This window comes from Bradyrhizobium sp. CCGB20, from assembly GCF_024199855.1.
Lineage (GTDB): Bacteria > Pseudomonadota > Alphaproteobacteria > Rhizobiales > Xanthobacteraceae > Bradyrhizobium.
In genome coordinates, this window is record NZ_JANADN010000001.1 from 8,007,823 (window position 1) to 8,028,030 (window position 20,208).

The window sequence follows — 20,208 nt, forward strand, 5'->3', positions numbered from 1 at the left end:
AAGGAAAAAGCGTTAGGCGCAACGGCTGCAGGCGAGCGTGAGAGGCGCGTGCGCGACTGATCCAGGCGAAATGGCAGAAGGTTACTACGTTGTTCAAGATGGCTTTCTCGCCCTCGCCAAAGAAAAGGGCGCGGCCGTCGAGCGCTTTGAGCCTGTCGCTATGACGGCGGACATTAACTGGCACCTTACTGCTTCCCTTATCCGGGGACGCTAGAACGGCGGCGACTTCAATCGTCGGCGCGAATATCGAGAGCGACGTGTCGCCTAGCTGCTAGCCAGTCTCCTCTCTTTCGTTGGAGTCAAAGTCTGGTTGGGCTTCGTATCGGACGACGATCCACTGACAAGAAAGGGGCGATCGATTTGGCGCGTCGGTAGGCTCCAGGATGACGATGAGATTGCCGTCGTTGTCGCTCGCGGCAACATCGGCGCGTGTAGGCGAATGTCCCGAAACTCGGCGTAGGCACGTTTATTGTCGCAGCGCGCGGACGTTCCAGCTCCATCTTCGCCATGTGCGGGGCTGCCGATAAAATTCAACAAGGGTTTGGTCATGAGATGATCGCTCCGGTCTCTCCGCGTGGCGGAGGTTACCCTAAATGAAGTAGCAGGGAACAATTCGACGACGCGACGTATTCCTAAAGACGCGCGATCGACCGCTTGGGGCCCATAGGAGCGAGCTTCAAGCATACGCGCCGGGCTTTTGTGTCGATGTGCGCGGCTCACGATTCGGTCGACGGCCGCGGGCGATCGACGCCGGTTGGCGCGGCATCTCGTCCGTGAGAAGATTTTCTTCGCATGATGGGGCCAGAACTCCGTCATCGCAATATGCTTGCCAGCGTTGCGACCAGAGAAGACGCAAACAGTCTGGCCAGGTGGGCGTCGCCTTGAGCCCGTCGATGCCTCGGCGACGCCGCTTTGGGTACTTTGCCTCGGCAGAAGGCGCGTCACTTGTACCGAACTCCGATGTGCGCAGCGAGCGCAGCGGCACGCGACAGCCACCTCTTCGGTTGAGGCAACTTTACGTGCTTGCCGCTGATTCCAGGGCTAGCTTAAGGTCAGAGAGGGCCACAAGTTGCCACTGCTGATTGTCTCCGCCGTGTTTCGGAAACAGCTGAATCGTGTTGCCCTCTTTCTTCACACCCCCATGGTTGTCGATACAGAACCGCTCGTTTAGCGCAGCGAGAATGAGGCCTGTGTTGCCGGAAAATTCCCAATGTTGGGTGGCGTCTGAAGCGTTGTAGAATTTGAGCAAGAGTGGAATTTCCTGTGCAATTTTGCCGTCCTTGGGCGCCACTGCAAGTTGTCCTCCCGAATTCAACCTGATGGCGCCATTGTCAAAGTTGATGTCCCAAAGGATATGTTTGAGGCTGGAGGTCACCTTGCGGAGTACAACTCTGGCATTTTCATGCTTCTCCTCCACTCCGAGCACGAAGTTTGGGTCGCTCGCGTACTTGATTAGAAAGCTCGACATCTTTCGCTCCTTTCGCGCTAAAGTGAGGCCAATCGCGCCTTAGTCGTGAAGCGAGTTCAGGCCATTTGAGCCTCACCGTATTCGCAGCAATAAGCGTGCCAACAGAAAACTAATCAAGCTGCTGGTTGAAAAAGCGCTACACTGTCCGTCGTCAGATAATTTGAGACTGATCAGGCTTTTCGAAAAGGGAGGCTCTCGCTCATCAGGGGTTAGAGTTTAAGCTGCTCGCAATTGTGCAAGCGCCGGTTTGCGATAGTGACAAGCTTGATGCGCTTGCGTTCTGCAAGGATCGCTTCGGCCCTACTCGAAGTAGACATCGGTAGGTGTGAGGTTGTCGATGCTCTCATGATAGCGGACATGATTGTAGTGCTCGACGAAGGCACGTACCTGCCGTTCGAGATCGCCAGGCAGGTGGTGCCGGTGCGCGACGGTGATATGGTCAAGGCCGGAGGCCGCGAGTACCTGGTCGAGCGTGGCCGTGACGTCGGAGGCGCACATCGTGGGACCAAGCCTCCAGGCCACGATGTAGCGCGAGAAGTCATCGACGGTCGACAGGTAGTACCAGCCCAGCCGGTGATCTTGAGGTAGGTAGAGTCGGTCTGCCGGAGCTGGTTGATGGCGGTGGTCTGTCCTTGAACTCGTTCGCTGCCTTGATCACCATATAAGCCGGGCAGGTGATGAGGTCATGCGCCTTCAACACTAAAGCAATGATCTGGCCCCGCACATCGTCGGGGATGCGATTCCAGACCCGGTCGGGCCGGGACCGATGATCGGCCAGCGCTTCAATGCCGCTCACGGTAGCGATCACACCAGCGATAAAACGTGGCGCGTGTGGGATCCCGAGATTGTCCAGCGTGCTGACGCCGCGTATTGCCGTGGGTGTAGGAGAGCGATGCCATGGCTTGGCGACGAAACACGAATTGCCCAGAGCTGCGGTGTATTGACCCGGCCCGGCGTCCGCCCACAGCAGTTTCGTTCTCGCCTGGCCCGGCGAACAGCCTCTGATGCCCCTGGAATTACATCGTGCAGTTGAAGACATGGACATATGGAGCGCAAGCAGCGACAACTATTCGTTCGTGATCAGCTTCCAGAGCCCCACTGGTCCAGGCTTTTTTGGAAGGTTGGGCTACGTCGCGTCGTGGCGTCGACCCGAGCCGTGGCGCGATCAGGGTTCTAGGCTCGCCCCTCCAAAGCTTCGCTGAGGCCGAGGACGCCTGTAACACCATGCTGACTTACCTCAAGGACGAAACGGATTCCGTTCTTCCTGGAAAAGGTGAGCCTCCCTAAATGCCGCAATCGCTCCTCGTGCGGCCAAGGATAGCCGTCCGCCATCAATCGAATCTCGCAAGGCGGTCGGGCGCCCACGCGACGACCCACGAGCCGTGCCTCTCAATCTCGGAGCATCTCGTTGAATTTTGCGCGACCAGGTGCTTTCGCGCTGAATGCCTCTTCGTAAACTCCGGCGATTTCGATATCTGATCGTCCGCCGAAAGTACGCTGTTGATTGTGCGTGCGTGTCGCGTTCTGCGTCGCCTCGTCCGCCCGTATTTTGCAATCTAGCTACAGGCGCCGGAATATTCCCCAGCCCCTCTAAAGCGGGCGCCGACGACAAACCTCTCTGCCTTCAAAGCTGTCATTCGCTTGCCCTGACCAGATTGGGTCTGCCATTATGATGGCATGATGATCCCATCTAGGGTCAAAACCCAATCAGCGGGTTGAGCACGTTCGGTTTTCCTGATTCACAGAGGGGGTGGATCTCGGGAGGCGACGTATGGCGTTGTTCTGGTTGTCGGATGCGGCGTGGGCGGCGATCGAGCCGCATCTGCCGAAGAACCAGCCCGGCGCGCGGCGCGTCGATGGCCGACGCGTGATCTCCGGCATCCTGCACGTGCTCAAGGTCGGTTGCCGCTGGTGCGATTGCCCGGCCGACTACGGACCTTCGACAACGATTTACAATCGGCTCAACCGCTGGTCGCGCCGAGGCTTCTGGCTCAAGCTGCTCGACGCGCTGGTGGAGGCAGGGGCGGTCACGAAGAGCACCGCCATCGACAGCACCTACATCAAGGCGCAACGCGCGGCGTTCGGAGCAAAGGGGGGCGTGCGGCCCAGGCGATCGGTCGCTCGCGCGGCGGCTGGACGACCAAGGTCCACGCGCTCACTGACGTCATTGGCCGTCCCTATGCCCTGATGCTGACACCCGGCAATGTCAGCGACATGAAGGCCGCTGCCGCGCTTCTCGAACGGGCCGGGCCGGTGCGATACCTGCTGGGTGACAAAGGTTATGACGCCGACCGGTTACGCCGCCTCGCCCGCCAAGCAGGCGCCACGCCCGTCATACCCGGCCGCCGCAACCGCCGGCGCACCATCCGATATGACAAGCAGCGCTACCGGGGCGCCACTTGATCGAGAACGCCTTCTGCCGCCTCAAGGACTTCCGGCGCGTCCATACCCGCTACGACAAGCTCGCCGCCAATTTCCTGTCCGCCGTGGCGCTCGCAACCGCCGTCGCCTTCTGGCTCTGATCGAGTCTCAGCCCTAGGGTTCTTCGATTCGAAAATACGTTTGCGTGATGTGCGCCGACGTAAGTTGGTAACCTTGTGTTCTGGCCTCCGAAATATCTGCCAGGCGTCGATCAGAGGGGGGGTGTAAGGCGAGAACTGATATTAAAATGAGGATACTTTCCCTTGATACGAGGATGTATTTCCGCCGCAACTTCCACGTCTGATGATGAACGTATCTCCCGCCCCACCTTTCGATGATATGTTTGATTGGGTGGGTGCGCGTCAAGAATCTCTTCGTCGTCGTCTGCGCATCGAGCTACTCGTATGCGATCCTGATGCAGTCGTGTTGGTGAAGCTTCTCTTGTCCCTGATAGCGAACTCGCTTCTTGGCTTCAGCTATTTGCTCGGCGCTGAGCATACGTGGTGGGCCTTGTTGATTGCCCTGCCGCAAACACAGTGAATATTCGACGGCCCTGAGGCGCCCGGCACTCTTTTAGGCTTGGAATCCTCCCGCCCCGGATATCCGTATCTGCAACGAATACCACTGATCCCTACTCGGAATTATTACCGAAACTGGTAGGCTTCCCTGGCGGGCGCCCGCGACGCCCCGAGCGGAAACGTTGCACGGCTTGCGTCTAGTTAGTCGAGTTCGCTGCCGTGCGTGACCGAGCTTGTCTATGTCCCTACGAATGAGGCGATGCTCAGCCATTTGCGGGGATGTTCAGGCTCTGGGGACTTAGGGATGTGGGGAGATCACACAGACCCTCAGAGGTTCAATGAGCTCGTTGCTGATCCGACCTGATCTGATCGACACGCGATATCCCGCACATGACCATTTATGCGCCTAGCTTCAACCGGCGCGATCTACCCTTGGGCAGCGCGGACGCGACTCGACGCCGGGAAACATGCGAAAAGCCGACGCTGTCCCTACCGCGCCCGCGCTGCCATTGGAATCAGCAACAACGTGACTCGGCGCTTGAGGCGTCGCGAGCACGCAAGCGCTGTCCCTATCACGCGCCGCTAACTTCAGTGGCCAGCTTTACCGCCTCAAATAGCAAAGCTGATCACCGCGCTATCCGATGGGTGCATCCACCAGGAAGCCTCCAATTTATATAGCCGGGAGATCCCGCAGGCACCTACCTGCATTGGTCGGCTAAACTAATTGAATGCCAAAGGTCTAAGATGCTCACCTTCCCAAATACATTTCACTAGAAGCGGCCCATGGGCTGTTCGCCAGCTCAAAGACAGTTCCAACGTGCTGTTCGCCGATCAAAAGGGAAGGCTTGTCCGACGCAAACCCGATCACCATCAGCAATAAATCGACCACCGAGTCCGCGCGAAGGCTGATGGGGATATGCGCTTCTTACTCCATTCAAGTTCGCGGGATGGAGCTGGTACTATATGTCGACCGTGCTTGACGACTTCTCACGCTACATCGTGGGCTGGCAGCGTTGTCCAGCGATGGCTTCCGCCGACGTCACGGCCACACTCGACCAGGCGCTCGTGGCCTCTGGCATCACGAATCCCTCCGTCCGAGCCAATGTGAACACGACACCGCCTACTAGAACACGTAGTGTAAAATGCTAGTCGATTGTGGCAAACGATAAGCCAGTTTAGAGAAGCTGGCCGGAGCATAGAAATGTCTGGCGCCGAAAATGGCAATCCGCTGATAGGATTTGCCACCGACATCAGACCACTGTTTACGCAGACGGACATCAATCACATGATGTGGTTCTGCGATCTTTCCAAGTACGGCGACGTCAAGACAATGCTGATCGGATTTTTCGCAGACTGAAGGCGCAGGGCGGGCCGGTGATGCCGCCACCTCCTGCGAGGGGTGGGGACGGCCCCTGGTCGGCGGAGAAGATTGCACTGTTCCAGAGTTGGATCGACGGCGGCTATCAGCCCTGAGCTGGGCCCGGTGCGCCGATTTTCTCGAGGAGCTTTCATGCAGAAGCTGCGATCGATTGTTTGTTTCGTCACCTGTTCAATTTTATGCGGATCATTGGCGGCGGTAGCTCAACAGCCGCCGGTCGGTTACTTCGATATACCGCCAGGTTTCGATTATCCCGCAAACAAGCAGACACTTGAGCAATATCGGACATCGGCAAACGTTCCTGCGCAGCGCCTCCACGTCTGGAACGTATTTGCGGGCATGACCCAGACGACGCCGGATGGGAAGTACCCGATCTTCGAAACATGGTTCTCGGAAGATGAGGTCTTTAAGGTCGGGCCGGAGCCGCAGGCGGTGGGACCACGGCGCATCGTGCGGCGCTTCAAGCAGCCCGCCCAGTTGTCGGCCATACCCGGTGAACTCGTGCCGCAAGCTGCGGGGACTGCTCTACTGTCGGAGGTGCTCTACAACTACGCGGGCTACAAGCACGTACGCACAAATCGGCTCTATCTCACCGTGGAGCTCGACGCGCTACGAGCAAACGGTGCGCCGGATTCGGTCGTTCCCGGCAATCGCATAATTCCAGTCTTTCCGTCTGAAGCGATCTCGCTGAAGACGGTGTGGTGGCCGATTGCCCGGGATCAGGTCACTGCATTGCCCGTCTGGGATCCTGAGAGCAATCCGCCCCGTCCCGCTGGTAACCCGTTCACGACTTGGGCGCGCGTCGTTGCGGTCGACCCGAACCAGACCAACGTTCCTCCCAACGCGACCCGGACGGTATTCTTTCTTGGCAAGCAGTTTCCCAATTCGCATTTAGTCGGCATTGACGCGTTCCATGCGGTCAAGCTCGACGCACAGACGGCCCAGAACGCGATGGCGAACGACCGGTTGGCCCGAGCGGCGGAGCTTGCGCTCGGCCGACCGTTGCAGGAAGGCGACTACGTGGTTCTGGTGGCTTCCCATCTGACTACCAAAGAGATCGACGACTGGGTTTGGGCGACTCTCTGGTGGCACGACCGGCCCGACGATGGCCCTTTCGCTGCCGACCGGCCTGCCAAGGTTGTCGGGGTCTGGCGCAATTTCCTCATGAGCGCGACCTACGACTTGGACCTGCCGCGCGAGCCGGACGGAAAGCCGCATATCGCCTTCAATCCGTGGCTTGAGGCGGGTTTTCCGGATCCGGATGGTGGATCGGGCAATGGCACGGTGAGCAACTGTATGAACTGCCACAACCGGTCCGCTTGGCGGCCTGACTGGCAGGGCCAAGGGGGACGAGTGTTCCTTCCAATCTTCCGCGGCAAGCCCGATCTTCAGAACGATCCCGCGTACGCCGCCGGACGATTGCGAACGGACTTTCTTTGGTCGGTGCCATTCAACTCGCAGTGATCGTCCGCCAATGGTGCGCTCGCCATCTTCCCGTGCTGCGACGGCATTGAGCAAGGCCAAGCGGATGGCTCGATCGCTGGATGGCGTCTGCGGGGTCGACTACGGGTTCGCCTTCAAGGATGGTATGCGTACCGACCGGCTGTCGGTTCGATTTCATATGAACCGGAAGCAGCGTCTGTCTCGTCTGCCCATCGACCAGAGACTGCCGAACAAGATCGATGGCATCGACCTCGATGTCCTGGAGATCGGCTACAGCCCTCACGCCGGAACTCCGCGCGCGCCCCAGCGTCTCGTCCAGCCGGGTCTCAGTGTGGGCAATCTCAAGCAGCGGAGCACAGGTACACTAGGAGCCATAGTTCGCGACCTCACGACTCAAGAACGCTATCTCTTGAGCAATTGGCACGTGCTTTGCGGCGGGCCCGAAGCATCGGCCGGGGATCCGATTAGCCAGCCAGGGCCGATGGATCTAGGCAGCAGCCCCCCTAATGAGGTGGCGAACTTGGAACGGTGGCTTCGCCTGTCGGAGCAGTTCGATGCTGCCCTCGGACGGCTCGCCGACCACATGGATCTGAGCGAGCAATTGTTCGGAACCGCGGTCGTGCCAACGGCCACGGTCGCGCCCGCTTTAGGAATGTCGGCGATCAAGAGCGGTGCAGTATCCGGCGTCTCGCAGGCGCTGATTGATGGCGTAGCCGGTACCTATAGGATCGACTACACCGGTTTCGGAGACGGGCCAGAATGGATGCAGGGATTCCGATTGGTACCCGATAAGGCGGCGCCGGCGGCTGCTCTGAGCTTGGAAGGCGACTCCGGCTCGTTGTGGGTGGAACGCTCTACAAGCAGAGCGGTAGGTTTGCACTTTGCGGGCGAAGACGATGTGAGCCCTTTGAACGACTATGCGCTTGCGCATGCGATTGATGACGTGTTCATGCGGTTGAACGTTGGGCTGATTGTGCTGTGACTTCGTACTCGAGTTTAAAGCGCGCGGAGGAAATCAACTTTCGAGCTGGTAATAAGTGGTTATTCCGAGCAGCCGAGAGAGCCTCTGTCGCTAGATCGCGCGCAGACGCCACTCGAGGTAGTTAGACACTAGCTACGCTCACTTTAATCAAAGGCTTTGGAGCATATGCTTAGGATCCGATGTAGACGAAGTCGATCTTTAGGAAAAGGGCATTGGCAGCATGAGCAGCAGGCAGCTTGAAGATGAATACGGCCGCGAGGAAGCCGAGGCGATTGCCGCGGCACTTGACCTCACACCCGATGAGCTAAATGAAATCGAGTATGTGATACACGAGATCGCCAACGACGACGGACTGGTTTACGGATACGGCGTAGAGATCAAACAGGGAGCTCCGCAGCACATCCTCGACAAGCTCGCTCGACTGCCAAGGCACGGCAACTTTGTGCTGATCCATTTGCGCGGATCCGTCTACGACGCAGATCACGAGCAAATGGAAATAGAGATGACGAGAACTACCGTTTACAAAGTCAAGCTCTACAACGTAGCTACGGATGAAGTGATTATCTCTCGCCGCATGGCCACGAAAGAGGGCGCAATCAAGATGGGAGGGTGGACTGTTGAAGGCACGGGCGTTGTAGTTGATCTAACCGACCTAGAGCCCGGAGAGGAATGGACGGCTCGCGACTTCGGTCCTGCCGGATATGAGGGTGCTCAAGACTGAACGTCCGCGCCGCGAGTCCGATGCGGGGCGCCTCTTCCTCATATCGTTCTAGATGGCTGCAAACGGACGCGCAGGAGAGAGCCAGATTTCGTGGTTGAAGCATTCGACAAAGGCATTCTGCGTCGGCGTGCCGGGTGCGATGTAATGCCAGGCGACGCGGCCCTGATCGACCTATTTCAGGATGGCGTTGCGGGTCATTTCGGTGCCGTTGTCGCTAACCACCATTTTGGGCTTGCCGCGCTCGATGATCAGCGGGTCAAGCTCCCGAGCCGCCCGGGCACGTGTACTCGTCAACCACGGTCAGGATGCGGAAGCGGCCGCCATCGGTGAGCTGATCCGAGACGAAGTCGAGCGACCAGCGGTCATTCGGCACTATCGGCACCACCATCGGCGCCCTGGTCCGAGCCCCCGCTTGCGGCCACCACGACGGACCAGGAGCCTCTCTTCCCGATAGAGCGGGAACAGCTTCTTGTCGTCTAATCGCTGTCAACTGCCCTGGAAGCTTGTCGTCTTCTAGGTCGGAAGAATGTGCCGCCTGACCATGGCCGTCGCCAGTCGGAGCAGGGCCATTACGACATCTTGGAGAAGTTACATCAACCTAACTGTAACCTTCGCCTGGCCTCCATTGTTCGAGTAGAATGCATCGTATACCCACGGCAGTCCGATCGCGGCATCGTTCACGTACAGGAACAGCTCGCCGCTGCGCTCAGCCTTGAAGATCGCCTTGTACGCTTGAGGCGTCGTATTCGGCTGCGGCACCGGATCAAGGAAAATCGTCCACGCCGGTGTTGCCGCCGCGCGATCTTGCGGTTTACCAGGGCCTGAACAGGATGCGGCGGAGGACAATCTCGCCGCGAAACTTCCACCGGTTAGCAAGCTCTACGGTAGAGGTCCAGAAGTCCGCCGGCGGAGCATAGAGTTCGAATGCCCCCTCAGATAATACAACGTAACACTGTGTAGGATTGTAAACGCTTCAAACGCTTGCTTGTACAATCTGACATCGCGTACGATTCAAGCTTCTTCGATCCAATTTTGACGAATTCGTTCGACGCCGAGTCTCGTCCGCGAGCCTTATCCTTCTGACGTTTCCGATGACGAGTGGGCGCTTGTTGCCCCCTATCTGACACTTTTCCCGAGGACGCCTCGCAGCGGACGCACGCGCTTTGCCAGGTGTTCAACGGCCTGCGCTATATCGTGAAGACCGGCGCGCCGTGGCGCTGGATGCCGAACGATTTGCCGCCGTGGGAAATCGTTTATCAACAGGCGCAGCGGTGGTTGCGCGCGGGTTGCTTTGAAGCCCTGGCCGAGGATCGCGCGTTATCCTGCGCCTTGCGGCTGGAACGACCCGCGCGGCCGACCGCCGCCATCATCGACAGTCGAACTCTGCGCTCGACGCCCGAGAGTGGCGCCCGCGGCGCCTACGACGGAGCCAAGTGCAAGAAAGGTTCGAAGCTGCATTTGGCCGTCGATACGCTCGGCCATCTTCTCGCGCTGCATGTCACGCCCGCCAACACCGACGATCGCGCCGAGATTGGCCGGATCGCCAAGACGCTTTCAGGCAGAGACGGGTCAGAGCGTCGAAGTCGCCTTCGTTGACCAGCGCTACATAGGCGACAAGCCCACAACGGCGGCTGCAGAACACGGCATTGCCCTCGAGGTCATAAAGCTGTCGGAGGCCAAACGAGGCTTCGTGCTGCTCCCAAGGCGATGGGTCGTCGAACGCTCCTTCGCGTGGGCCACACGCTTCCGAAGACTTGTCAAAGACTACGAGCGATGCGCTCAGACTGAAGATGATCGTCGTACGCGCTGCGTAGCACCAAGTGGCACCTATCAATAACGGCGACTTGGATACCAACCTCTGGGCCGCGCAGGTTGTGGACGATAAACCGAGTACGGCCGCCATGCCGCGTTGGGTGGATATCTGACGGGCCGACGATTTAGGTATCCGTACATTCCGACGGCTGACCTAGACCACACCCTCTCGGGGCACATTGGTAGAGAAGCTGTCCAAAGCGGTTGACGACCTGAACACATGAATAACCGCACGCCTGCGCATGCACCACTTCGGGGGAGGCAACAGCAGCGCCTGCCAACGTGATGCAGAGCAGTAACGAACTTCGTAGCATCGAAAAGACTCCTACGAGTTAGGCCCGAATTCGGGCTCAAGACATGCCACCACATGACCATCTTGCATCGAGGAAGTTCTCAAGTTCCCACTCTCAATTTGCGAACAGAGCCAAATATAAAAACAATGAAGCCGAGCAACCAGAGCCCAAATAGACCGATTGCAGCGCCATAGTGGGCCACAGGAACGACTTTTTGCACGAGCGTTAGAGGCAGAGGATCTGCGACAAAGCTGAAAATGACTTGCGCAACGCCTTGTGCAACGAGTATACAAGACGATATGAAGAAAAATCGTTCAGCAGCAATTTTCATACTTCACGATGCATTATAGCACGTGTCAGTGAAGTTTAATATGTGTCGAAGTATCGCCGCAACGCTTCCCGAACAAGCTCGGAGCAAGTGCGATGCCCTAGCCTTCGGACATGCTCAAGCTGCCCTGCCATTTCACGAGGCAAGGATATTGAGAGCGTTGCTGTTGTCGTGCCATAGCCGAGCAACTCCTCTCTACGAGATGAAGCCCGCGCAGGGGTGCGAAGTTGCCGAAATTGCAAACATGTTAGCCACAACGGGCGCGTCCTACAGGCCGACGACGTTCACGAAGAATCGCGCCCGGCTGGAGAACGGTGAGGTGTTTTCCAAGTTCATGACAAAGCTTCTGAACCATCCGGATGTGAAGCCGCTGCTGTCGAGTGAGCACTTCTCGGTGGATGGCACGCTGATCGAGGCGTGGGCTTGGCACAAGAGCTTCCAGCCGAAGGATGGCTCGGGCGGCGACCATAATGGCGCCAACTTCCACGGCGAGAAGCGCAAGAACGAGACCCATGCCAGCGTGACTGATCCGGATAGCCGGCTGTATCGGAAGGGACAGGGCAAGGAAGCAAGGCTGTGCTACATGGGGCACGTTACCATGGAGAACCGGAACGGCTTGGGAGTGGCGGGCAGCGTCACGCATGCCACGGGGATGTCGGAACGCCGCGCCTCGGAGGACATGCTCAAAGCCAAGGCCAAGGAAGCCGGCTGCCGTATTACGGTCGGCGAGGACAAGGCCTACGACACCGCCGATCACGTCGCCAAGCTGCGCGCGATGAACGTTACGCCCATGTTGCCCAGTACAATCTCGGCAATCCGAGTGGACGCCAAAGCGCGATCGATGGCCGCACGACCCGGCATCCCGGCTACGGGATGTCGCAAACGTGCCGGGCGATAGCCGAATGTATCTTCGGATGGGGCAAGCAGCACGGCACCATGCGCAAGACCAAACATCGCGGCTGCGCTCGCGTGCTCGGCGATTTCCTGCTTAATCTGATTGCCTATAATCTCATCCGGATACCCAAGCTGATCACGGCTTGAGGCCGCCGATCGGCGCGACAATCACTGCTCGGCAAAACAACTCCTCGCAAAATCCAATATCGAGACCAAATCACAGGCGGTTTTGCCGGTTTTTCAGCAGACGGCTAGAGGCTATTAGGACTGATTAACCGTAGACGTTGAGGTTTGCGGGATGTCGATTCCCCGCGAGCCTATCCTTCTGACGTTTCCGATGACGAGTGGGCGCTTGTTGCGCCCTATTTGACGCGGCCGGCTCAACCGATCGACGCAACACAGTCGTTAAATCTCTCTGCTGGGGTTTTAAATTGCAAGGTCTCACGTGGTTGTTCGCTTAGCTGACGAGCCACTTTGTTCAGATTGGTCCTCCAAGCCGCGCGCCATGTCCGGCGGCGCGTCGATCGTGTCGCGTGAAAGATCCGGGCACAGCACGAGCTTGCCCTCGAGACTGCCCGCCTCGAGCCGGCGGTGAGCTTCGGCGACCTCGTCGAAGGCGATCCGCTCGGCGACGCGCGGCCGGATAGCGCCAGTCGCCAAGAGCCTGAACAGCCGTTCCAGGTCGTCCTTGAACCAGGTAGGGTGTCGCGCTCGCATCGCATTGACCGAGTAAAAGCGAGCGCGCTTGCCGCTGGGCAACAGTCTCCACAGGTACAGGCGCGCGATCTCCATCAGGATGTGGAACATGCGACGCTGTGCCTGCACGCTCGCAGAGAAGCCGATGGCGCAGAGCAGGCCGCCCGGCTTGAGCGCCGCGTATGAGCGGCGATAGCCGTCTTCGCCAACTCCATCGACGATGACGTCGAATCCGCCCGGCACGACGCGCGTGAAGTCCTCATGTTCGTAGTCGATCGGCGTTGCCCCTAGCTCTCGGACGAGCGCTATGTGCTCGCCGCGCACGGTACCCCACAGCTCGAGACCGGCCAGCCGTCCAAGCATGATCAGCGCCTGGCCGACGGCGCCAGCGGCACCGTGCACCAGCAGGCGCTGGCCTCGCTGCACCCGGGCCGCGCGTTGCAGAAGCTGGTACGCCGTCGTCCAGCTCAAGATCAGAGTAGCCGCTTCCGCCGCGTCTACGCCGGTCGGCACGCGGACCACGTCGTTCGCCCGAAGCGTACGATAGTCGGCGTTTGATCCAACCACCGTCATGTCGGCCACGTGGTCGCCAATCTGAAGATCGTGCACGCCTTCACCGAGCTGATCGATTTCCCCGACAACGTCGTAGCCCATTACGAACGGCGGGCGGAGGCCCATCGTTTGCGGGTATAGATGGCGTCTGATCAATACCTCGGTGTAATTGAGGCTTGACGCAAGTACACGAACCGCACCTCTCCCCGACCAGCAGCCGGCAGGGGAGCATCGATCACCTCCAGCCTCTCGGGATCACCGAAACGGCTAACTTGAACAACTCGATTGCGCGGCTTGATCATGGGTGATCTCCCTGCAATCGCGTAATCCAGCGCAAGCATAGCACCGGTCCGCAGCTATTCTGCGGTCTCATCATTACGTGACAAAGAATAATGCTGACCTGAAGTTCTGCCTTGATCTGGCTCAAATCAGGCGGTCCGACGGCTGTCGCACCGGTCAAGCCAGTCCGCTTCGGATGCTGTTGTCTAATCGCTGCCGGGGCGTCAAGCATATAATCGCTGAGGAGACACTGCCGGGTGCATGGTTGTCTTCGCGATCGGCATCAGCCGCCGCATGATGGCGCTTCGCGGGACGAGCCTTCAATGTGGACGACGCGCTTTGCTGAGTCAGCAAAGCAACATCATCAGCCGAATGGCTCGGCTCACGTCCCGGCAGGGACGCCTTAGGCGTTCGGGGGTCCGAACGCGATCGGGACTTATGCGGCGGCTTCGGCTTCCGGGTTAAACAGCTCGCCGGTCTTAAGCATCGTATGCATTATTACCGCCAGTTTGCGGGCCACAGCCATGGCAGCTCTTTTGAAGCCGATCCTCTCTCGAAGCTGCAGACCCCAGGTGCGCAGCGAGCTGTGAGTTAAGCTGCGCGTCAGAATGACCGCTGCCGCTACGTAGAGAAGCCCTCGTAAGGGAGGTCGCCACGTCGGGATGTATGGCCGTCATAATCGACCTTTCCGGATTGGCGCCGAGGACCCGAGATTGCAGACTGCCGAGCGGCTGGTGAAGCTGCTCGCCCTCATCACTGTCGTCAGCTGGCGCATCTTTTGGATCACCATGTCCGCGCGCGCTCAACCGGATGCGAGACCTGAGACTGTCCTTACCCCTGCCGAGATAGAAACACTCCACCGCATCGATGCGGCACGTTGCAGACCGCGCATCCTTCGCCGAACGCTCGAAACTTACCTTTTGCAAATCGCGATGCTCGGCGGCTATCTCGCCCGCACGCGCGACCATCCCCCAGGAAACCGAGGGCGATATCTTGCAATTTGGTCAGACCACGCCAGACGACGATGTGCGCCTAACTTCAATCGACCGCGGAGGTAGGCTCTCGCTATGAGCGCAACATAGACTAACAATTCCGCAGTTTATTCACCGTGCCATACCGGATGCATGGACATCGGTTGGGAAATAGTAGAGCGAAGTCTTCGCTGAGGACATACGACGCGATTCGTCAACTTCCAATCCTTGAGTTACACTCGGAATATTCGTCAATGGCATGAAATCGCACTTCGCATACGTACGCGTCTCAACAGTCAAACAAGGCGTACACCGCTCATATCTGCAGGAACAACGAGCTGCGATCACTGCATTCGCGCAGCGCAATAACCTTTCGATTGACGAAGAATTTGAAGAGCAAGAAACGGGTGCAACGATTGGCCGCGGCGAATTCACCCGGATGGTTGGGGCGCTGAAAAAACAGAAAGCCTCCGGAGCCATCTTTCACAAGATCGAAAGCTCCCGCAATCTCAAAGATTGGAGCACAATCCAAGATCTCGCTGACATTGGCGTCGATATTCGCTTTGTACAAGAGAGCATCAACCTTGCTACAAACGAAGGTAAGCCGACCGGCGACTTTCTTGCAGATATCGCACTCGGACAACGCAGCCGCTTTGATGCCCTCCTCGCCCTCGCCGCGGATCCTCGGGGCTGTGCCACCTCTAGCCGCCAGGCGCCGATCGGCCAGTCTGCGTTGCCATGAATTCCGAAATGAAAAGAACCTAGCCGAATGTCTCCTCCTGGCCCAAGCGGGCTACTGCGCTTTGAGCGGCGATGTCTCGTTTTGTAACCAGAGCGAACTGGCGTAGAATGAACCAGCGTATGACGAACCCGTAGGGCCTCGTGACCTCTCAGTGGCAGTATCAAGTTAGGTTTGATGTCTGCGATACAACGGTAGCGGAATCAATACGTCGAAATTTTCACGATCCGGCACGGAGGCCTCTATTCGATATACTCTCGGGGCATGGCGCGGCACCGAAATGTCAGTTCGACGCCTTTGCGGAGTATGTCGCCGCGGCGAAGGAAAACGGCGTCGAAAGTTATCCGCTCTATCGGTGGACGAAAGCAGCGATCGAAGATCCGACGAAGAAGGAAAGATACTTGTAATCCTTTAACTCTCTACGTGGATGATCAAGAGGTCTATGAAAGGGAGCTTGCTGACGCGCTAGAAGCGGACTTGCAGTCCGGTCGCCCGTAGGGGGATCATCGATCAAACATCTAAGTTCGACAGCATCCGGCCAACAATCCTCAACCGCCAGAACGCTCCCGCGAGTGAGGCCAGGTCATTCATGCGGGTGAGTTGAGACGACCGTTCCTGGCCCATCGCGACATTTTGCGCTGAGTTTATGATGGGTACACGGCCTTCCGTGATGAACCCGATGATGTCAAGCCTCCCGATTGAACGTCACGCCGCGAGCTCATGCTTCCGTCCGTGGACAACGCCTATCGCATAGAGATCGACCACGCGCTCGAAGGCATCGCGGTGATTGAAAAGCATCTGGGATCCGTAATAAGCTGGCTGCCTAATCCGGGCTTCGTTGCTCAGATTGAGAGAGAGCTCCTCCTCAGGCATAATCCGTTGCGTCGGTACTTTGTGTGCGCTTCATCAAGCGACAGCCTCTTGCCATTGCGCGATTGGAACAGGATTCTGCGCAAGCAAAGATATGTCAGCTAGCCACCGACGAAGAAGCTCTGAGCGTGTGAAACGACTTCGTGTTCATGTTTGTTACGACTTTCTGCCACGTCTGGGATCGGCGAGTTATCAGAGCCTGCGGCGTTGACTTTTTGTGCAGCGCACTAAATACTCTAAAGAGGTGATCTTGCACCGCAATCTGTGGTCCGGGATACGCTGGGGCTCACGCCTCGGGAAAACACTCCGGGTCATCCGGTCCTGGATACGTCCATCAGGGAGAAAGGCTTAGCCCGCCACAGAGCCACCTCATAGAGCCGCTTCGCGGCTCTTTTCTTTTTCAAAGCCTGTATTATCCTTGCCACCCAAGGATGCGTATCATGCGTACCCACGAACCATTACGCAGAAACACTCCAGCATTGGCAATGGATCGATTTCGGTCAGATGCTTTGCCGCGGTTCCTCGATGATTTTGCTCCTGTCGCCGAGACCGGGATTTCAGAAGCAGAATGTCAGCGTGTAAGGGCAACACTCAATCAGTTCACCGATCACGCGAGCTGGTTGCCGGACGGAGGAGTCTTTCGCAAGGCAATCTGGCAGCACCTTCAGGATTTTCATGACCTGTATTCGAAGTGGAACGATGTGCAGGGGACGGACGACGCGTCGCGAGCACTACGTTCCGAAATCATTCGAGAAATACGTTGCTGTCGCAATGGGCTTGCGAGGGCAGCACGAGTGAATAGTCATATCCTCGACAAGGAATTAGATCTCAAACTGATCGATGCCTATTACAAATCACTCGGAGATTTGGTGAGAGCAGTGCCTCGGCTGTTTGTGAAACTATCCGAGGCTGTAGCGCGATACTTTGCGCGGCGTGCGCCCTGAGGCTTCCTCTAACGGTATCGCCCAGCCGCAACGATGGGGCGAGCAATTGTTCGACGTAGGCCAGGAAAGCGTCGCCATCCATTGGACCGTCCAGAACAAGCGGCGCGATTAGACCGTCGGAGCGCAATCCAGCGGTGAATGTCGTCGTCTTCCAATGTCCGTGTGGGACAGCCGCACGACATCGCTCACCGCGTGGTGAGCGCCCGTAAAGCCGCCCCATTTTGGTGTCGGCGCTGGCTTCATCGATGAAGACGAGGCGCTCAGGGTCAAGGTCGATTTGCCCTTCGAACCACTCCTCACGCGCGGCATTTATATCGCGGCGCCTTTGCTCGGCGGCGTGCGCTGTCTTTTTTTGAGTGTGATCTTTCTGCGCTGGAGGAAACGCCAGAGCGACGCGATGCCGGCCGATATTCCACGACGCTTCAACAATTCTCGCAACTCGGCGAGCGTGATATCCGGCTTCGCTGTCACCGCATCCAAAATCAATTGTGCATGTGCTTCGATGCGCTGCGATTTGCGGCCACCGCCCTGGCGTTTAGGAACGATGTCGCCAACCCCTTGAGGCGACTGCGCCAGCGGATCGCGCTGGCCGCTGACACCAAAACGCTCTGCGGCCTGTCGACAGGACAAGCCACCGTCAATCGCGGCTACCACCCGCTGGCGAAGATCAACTGAAACCGCCCTGGTCATGCATGCTGACCTCCTTCGTCAGCATGTCGCTTGAATCTGACTCGTGCCGTTTTGGGAATCCCTACCGATCCATTCCGGTCGGAGAATGCTCTAGTACGGAAAACGAGAATAGCTCGCAGCTGAGTCGTATTTTGCCGATTTGGCACAAGCACCTATCGGGCATCAAAAAGGTGTGGACGCTAGATTTCGATTATGTCGCGCACCACGTCAATATTTTCGGTTTCTCTGCCACTCGAGATGCTCGCTAAACTCGAGCGGGTGAGAGTGCGAGAGCGCCGGACTCGCTCTAAGTTAATTCGCGAAGTGTTGCGGCGTTACTTCAGTCGGGAAGTTGGCTCGCGCACTGCAGCTCCTGACTGTCCGCACAATGCGGCGTGCGGCACTCCAGTTGCGCAGGTCATGAAGCAGGATAAGATAGAAGTATAGTATGAAATGCGAAGCCAAATGGTGTTCAGGAAAGTCTCGATTTTATCGTCGCGCACATGGCGACGAAGATCGGATCGAGGAGTTTCGTGCTCAAACAACTCGCAAGTTCCAAGAGCTTCGAAGAGAAATAGCCGATATCTCGATGTCTTCATGACTTGAGAGCAAAAGTCGAGAACACCAAGGAGTATCGCATAGAGATCGACCACACGCTCGAACGCATCGCGGCGATTGAGAGGCGTCTCGCATTAGGCGCAATCGGACTGACTGCACCCTCTCTTCTATCCCGCGATTACGTCGCCACTTCAGCTTGCTCTAGCCCCATACCAATCGGCGAAGCTCGCGGTCCACGCTAGAGTGGAAACGTACGACCGTATCGTCGGCGAGGACGTCCGATCGATAGATGTAGTCGAGCATTATGTTGTCGCCCATTCTTTTGACGCGCAGCTGTAGATCGAAGCCAATCTCTCTTCCAAGATCTCTTGGGCTTTCACGCGGCAGCGCCCCTTCGCTCGGCAGCACGAATTTCTGATTGAGAATGAGGGTGGTTACCGGATAGCGGCCTGAAGGCCTGCCAATGCCGAGTCGCGCCTCGAGGTCTAATATGCTGAAGGTAGAGCAGCTGCGCAGCTGAGCCAGACACTCGTTCGCTGACGCGACAAGTGCCTTCGCGCGGCCTTCTGTTGCCGGGTAGACGACTGCCAGCAAGGCACAGCATCCTATGATAGTGTGATGCTTTTCCAGGGGGCGCGCGAGTACCGGTACAGCGAGCACCGGCTCCACATCGAAATGCCGCCGCAGCGCGATACCATAGCCTGCGAGAATCACCGCCAGGACACTAGCCCCCGAAGCACGCGCGAGGCGCCGCACGCCCCCAGCGGTTGTTGGTTCCAGTGTCTTGAGGACGCCATGGCTTCTTCCGATAGCAGAGACTGCGCCTAGCGAGGTGTACCGCTGAATGGTGCCGAATCGATCGAGCCACACGTCCCGCGCCGCTCGCGCGGCGACGGCTTCTCGCTCTCTCCTCTGCCATCTTGCGTACTCCCAATACGTCGCTTCCACGATGCTGTCCCGCCCCACGCCCATCGATCCGTTCAGAATTCCCAGAAACTGCGACACGAAGATTTCCAGGGCGTGGGCGTCGGCAATCAAGTGATGCGCGCAAAGGACGAAGGCATGCCCTTCCGCAGGTTCGCCGAACGAAGCGATCCGAAACAGGGGCCAGACCAATGGATCTATAACAGTTTCCGCAAATTCCAGCCGTTTCGCCCGACTGAACTCTATGACGGTTAGGAAGTCCGGATAACTGGACAGCTGGGTGGCCGCCTCGAGGCGATCTGGCTCCATCCCTGACGCGTCCAACGTCACCTGTTGCGTTGGCGGATCTGCGTTAAAGTATGTCCGCAACGCGTCGTGGCGCTTACAGAGCACCGCTAGAGCCCAGAGCACCTTGTCCTGCGGGTACGATTTTGGGCCGACGAACTCAATTATCACGTTGCATGAAGAGTTGCTGCCGGCGGGCATCGCAACGTCTCGGTAGCACGACTGGGATATCGAAAGGGGAAGATCAAGCAAGGGGGTCGACATTTGCGGCAAACCGGAGTTATCCAATTTCGGAACAACCAAAACCGGGTGAGAGTCACGCGACGATTGAGCTGAGAATTCCTGTCCCTGACCATGCGAGCTTCGCGTTTGCGTACTTGGCCACTTCGACAAAATCTCTTGGTCGCGTTCCAGATTGGCTGGCCGTAGGTTGTGAATGCCATATGCTTCCATCAGAATCTCA

General features: G+C 57.9%; 15 protein-coding genes and 6 pseudogenes. 11 read left to right on the top strand and 10 right to left on the bottom strand.

The genetic code is table 11. The features are described 5' to 3' along the window. Positions 1-1,015 precede the first annotated feature (1,015 nt). The gene (locus tag NLM15_RS37630) at positions 1,016-1,468 is read right to left on the bottom strand and encodes an RICIN domain-containing protein (protein WP_254123039.1); all 453 of its coding nucleotides are present in this window, start codon (positions 1,466-1,468) and stop codon (positions 1,016-1,018) included. Positions 1,469-1,677: 209 nt separating this feature from the next. Further along, positions 1,678-2,324 (bottom strand): annotated as a pseudogene (locus tag NLM15_RS37635) (DDE-type integrase/transposase/recombinase); the annotation flags it as partial. A 915-nt stretch (positions 2,325-3,239) separates the two neighbouring features. Here NLM15_RS37635 and NLM15_RS37645 point away from each other — a divergent pair. From NLM15_RS37645 to NLM15_RS37670, 6 genes and pseudogenes are all read left to right on the top strand, one after another. Then, positions 3,240-3,990, top strand: a pseudogene (locus NLM15_RS37645) (IS5 family transposase). Positions 3,991-5,334: 1,344 nt separating this feature from the next. After that, positions 5,335-5,484, top strand: a pseudogene (locus tag NLM15_RS37650) (DDE-type integrase/transposase/recombinase); the annotation flags it as partial. Between the two features lie 124 nt (positions 5,485-5,608). Further along, positions 5,609-5,764, top strand: a complete 156-nt coding sequence (locus NLM15_RS37655) for a hypothetical protein (RefSeq protein ID WP_254123040.1) — start codon at positions 5,609-5,611, stop codon at positions 5,762-5,764. A gap of 153 nt (positions 5,765-5,917) precedes the next feature. Then, positions 5,918-7,249: a hypothetical protein gene (locus tag NLM15_RS37660; protein ID WP_254123041.1), complete on the top strand. Its 1,332-nt coding sequence runs from the start codon at positions 5,918-5,920 to the stop codon at positions 7,247-7,249. A 46-nt stretch (positions 7,250-7,295) separates the two neighbouring features. Further along, positions 7,296-8,210, top strand: coding sequence for a S1 family peptidase (locus tag NLM15_RS37665; RefSeq protein WP_254123042.1), 915 nt, complete (start codon positions 7,296-7,298; stop codon positions 8,208-8,210). A 220-nt stretch (positions 8,211-8,430) separates the two neighbouring features. Next, positions 8,431-8,931: a hypothetical protein gene (locus NLM15_RS37670; protein ID WP_254123043.1), complete on the top strand. Its 501-nt coding sequence runs from the start codon at positions 8,431-8,433 to the stop codon at positions 8,929-8,931. Between the two features lie 93 nt (positions 8,932-9,024). Here the strand turns inward: NLM15_RS37670 and NLM15_RS37675 are convergent. After that, positions 9,025-9,411 (bottom strand): annotated as a pseudogene (locus NLM15_RS37675) (IS3 family transposase); the annotation flags it as partial. Positions 9,412-9,519: 108 nt separating this feature from the next. Next, positions 9,520-9,777 carry a hypothetical protein gene (locus NLM15_RS37680; protein WP_254123044.1) on the bottom strand — a complete coding sequence of 86 codons (258 nt, stop codon included), beginning with the start codon at positions 9,775-9,777 and terminating at the stop codon, positions 9,520-9,522. A gap of 193 nt (positions 9,778-9,970) precedes the next feature. Here NLM15_RS37680 and NLM15_RS37685 point away from each other — a divergent pair. Beyond that, positions 9,971-10,768, top strand: a pseudogene (locus NLM15_RS37685) (IS5 family transposase). A gap of 634 nt (positions 10,769-11,402) precedes the next feature. Here the strand turns inward: NLM15_RS37685 and NLM15_RS44170 are convergent. Further along, complete coding sequence (locus NLM15_RS44170; RefSeq protein WP_375166910.1) at positions 11,403-11,621, bottom strand: ribbon-helix-helix domain-containing protein; 219 nt, start codon at positions 11,619-11,621, stop codon at positions 11,403-11,405. Between the two features lie 62 nt (positions 11,622-11,683). Between NLM15_RS44170 and NLM15_RS37690 the strand changes: the two genes are divergently transcribed. Next, complete coding sequence (locus NLM15_RS37690) at positions 11,684-12,262, top strand: hypothetical protein (RefSeq protein WP_254123045.1); 579 nt, start codon at positions 11,684-11,686, stop codon at positions 12,260-12,262. 437 nt (positions 12,263-12,699) lie between these two features. On the opposite strand, the gene NLM15_RS37695 is transcribed toward NLM15_RS37690, so the two are convergent. Next, the gene (locus NLM15_RS37695) at positions 12,700-13,662 is read right to left on the bottom strand and encodes a medium chain dehydrogenase/reductase family protein (protein ID WP_254123046.1); all 963 of its coding nucleotides are present in this window, start codon (positions 13,660-13,662) and stop codon (positions 12,700-12,702) included. A 559-nt stretch (positions 13,663-14,221) separates the two neighbouring features. Further along, positions 14,222-14,487, bottom strand: a pseudogene (locus NLM15_RS37700) (IS110 family transposase); the annotation flags it as partial. A gap of 528 nt (positions 14,488-15,015) precedes the next feature. Between NLM15_RS37700 and NLM15_RS37705 the strand changes: the two are divergent. Beyond that, positions 15,016-15,498, top strand: coding sequence for a recombinase family protein (locus NLM15_RS37705; protein WP_254123047.1), 483 nt, complete (start codon positions 15,016-15,018; stop codon positions 15,496-15,498). A 1,307-nt stretch (positions 15,499-16,805) separates the two neighbouring features. Beyond that, positions 16,806-17,309 (top strand): hypothetical protein, encoded by a 504-nt coding sequence (locus NLM15_RS37710; RefSeq protein ID WP_254123048.1) that lies wholly within the window; start codon positions 16,806-16,808, stop codon positions 17,307-17,309. On the opposite strand, the gene NLM15_RS44175 is transcribed toward NLM15_RS37710, so the two are convergent. Further along, positions 17,194-17,718: a transposase gene (locus NLM15_RS44175; RefSeq protein WP_375166953.1), complete on the bottom strand. Its 525-nt coding sequence runs from the start codon at positions 17,716-17,718 to the stop codon at positions 17,194-17,196. The two genes, NLM15_RS37710 and NLM15_RS44175, sit on opposite strands and share 116 nt — an antisense overlap. Beyond that, positions 17,619-17,999 (bottom strand): hypothetical protein, encoded by a 381-nt coding sequence (locus NLM15_RS37715; RefSeq protein ID WP_254123049.1) that lies wholly within the window; start codon positions 17,997-17,999, stop codon positions 17,619-17,621. Before NLM15_RS37715 ends, NLM15_RS44175 begins: the two co-directional genes overlap by 100 nt. A 192-nt stretch (positions 18,000-18,191) precedes the next feature. Between NLM15_RS37715 and NLM15_RS44180 the strand changes: the two genes are divergently transcribed. Further along, the gene (locus NLM15_RS44180) at positions 18,192-18,425 is read left to right on the top strand and encodes a ribbon-helix-helix protein, CopG family (RefSeq protein ID WP_375166911.1); all 234 of its coding nucleotides are present in this window, start codon (positions 18,192-18,194) and stop codon (positions 18,423-18,425) included. 312 nt (positions 18,426-18,737) lie between these two features. Here the strand turns inward: NLM15_RS44180 and NLM15_RS37720 are convergent, their stop codons facing one another. Next, positions 18,738-20,198 carry a condensation domain-containing protein gene (locus tag NLM15_RS37720; protein ID WP_254123050.1) on the bottom strand — a complete coding sequence of 487 codons (1,461 nt, stop codon included), beginning with the start codon at positions 20,196-20,198 and terminating at the stop codon, positions 18,738-18,740. Between the last annotated feature and the right edge of the window lie 10 nt (positions 20,199-20,208).

Coding starts and splice junctions, on each gene's coding strand:
- NLM15_RS37630 (WP_254123039.1), bottom strand. CDS start 1,468: ATGTCGAGCTTTCTAATCAAGTACGCGAGCGACCCAAACTTCGTGCTC.
- NLM15_RS37655 (WP_254123040.1), top strand. CDS start 5,609: ATGTCTGGCGCCGAAAATGGCAATCCGCTGATAGGATTTGCCACCGAC.
- NLM15_RS37660 (WP_254123041.1), top strand. CDS start 5,918: ATGCAGAAGCTGCGATCGATTGTTTGTTTCGTCACCTGTTCAATTTTA.
- NLM15_RS37670 (WP_254123043.1), top strand. CDS start 8,431: ATGAGCAGCAGGCAGCTTGAAGATGAATACGGCCGCGAGGAAGCCGAG.
- NLM15_RS37705 (WP_254123047.1), top strand. CDS start 15,016: ATGAAATCGCACTTCGCATACGTACGCGTCTCAACAGTCAAACAAGGC.
- NLM15_RS37710 (WP_254123048.1), top strand. CDS start 16,806: ATGCGTACCCACGAACCATTACGCAGAAACACTCCAGCATTGGCAATG.
- NLM15_RS37715 (WP_254123049.1), bottom strand. CDS start 17,999: ATGACCAGGGCGGTTTCAGTTGATCTTCGCCAGCGGGTGGTAGCCGCG.
- NLM15_RS44180 (WP_375166911.1), top strand. CDS start 18,192: ATGTCGCGCACCACGTCAATATTTTCGGTTTCTCTGCCACTCGAGATG.
- NLM15_RS37720 (WP_254123050.1), bottom strand. CDS start 20,198: ATGGAAGCATATGGCATTCACAACCTACGGCCAGCCAATCTGGAACGC.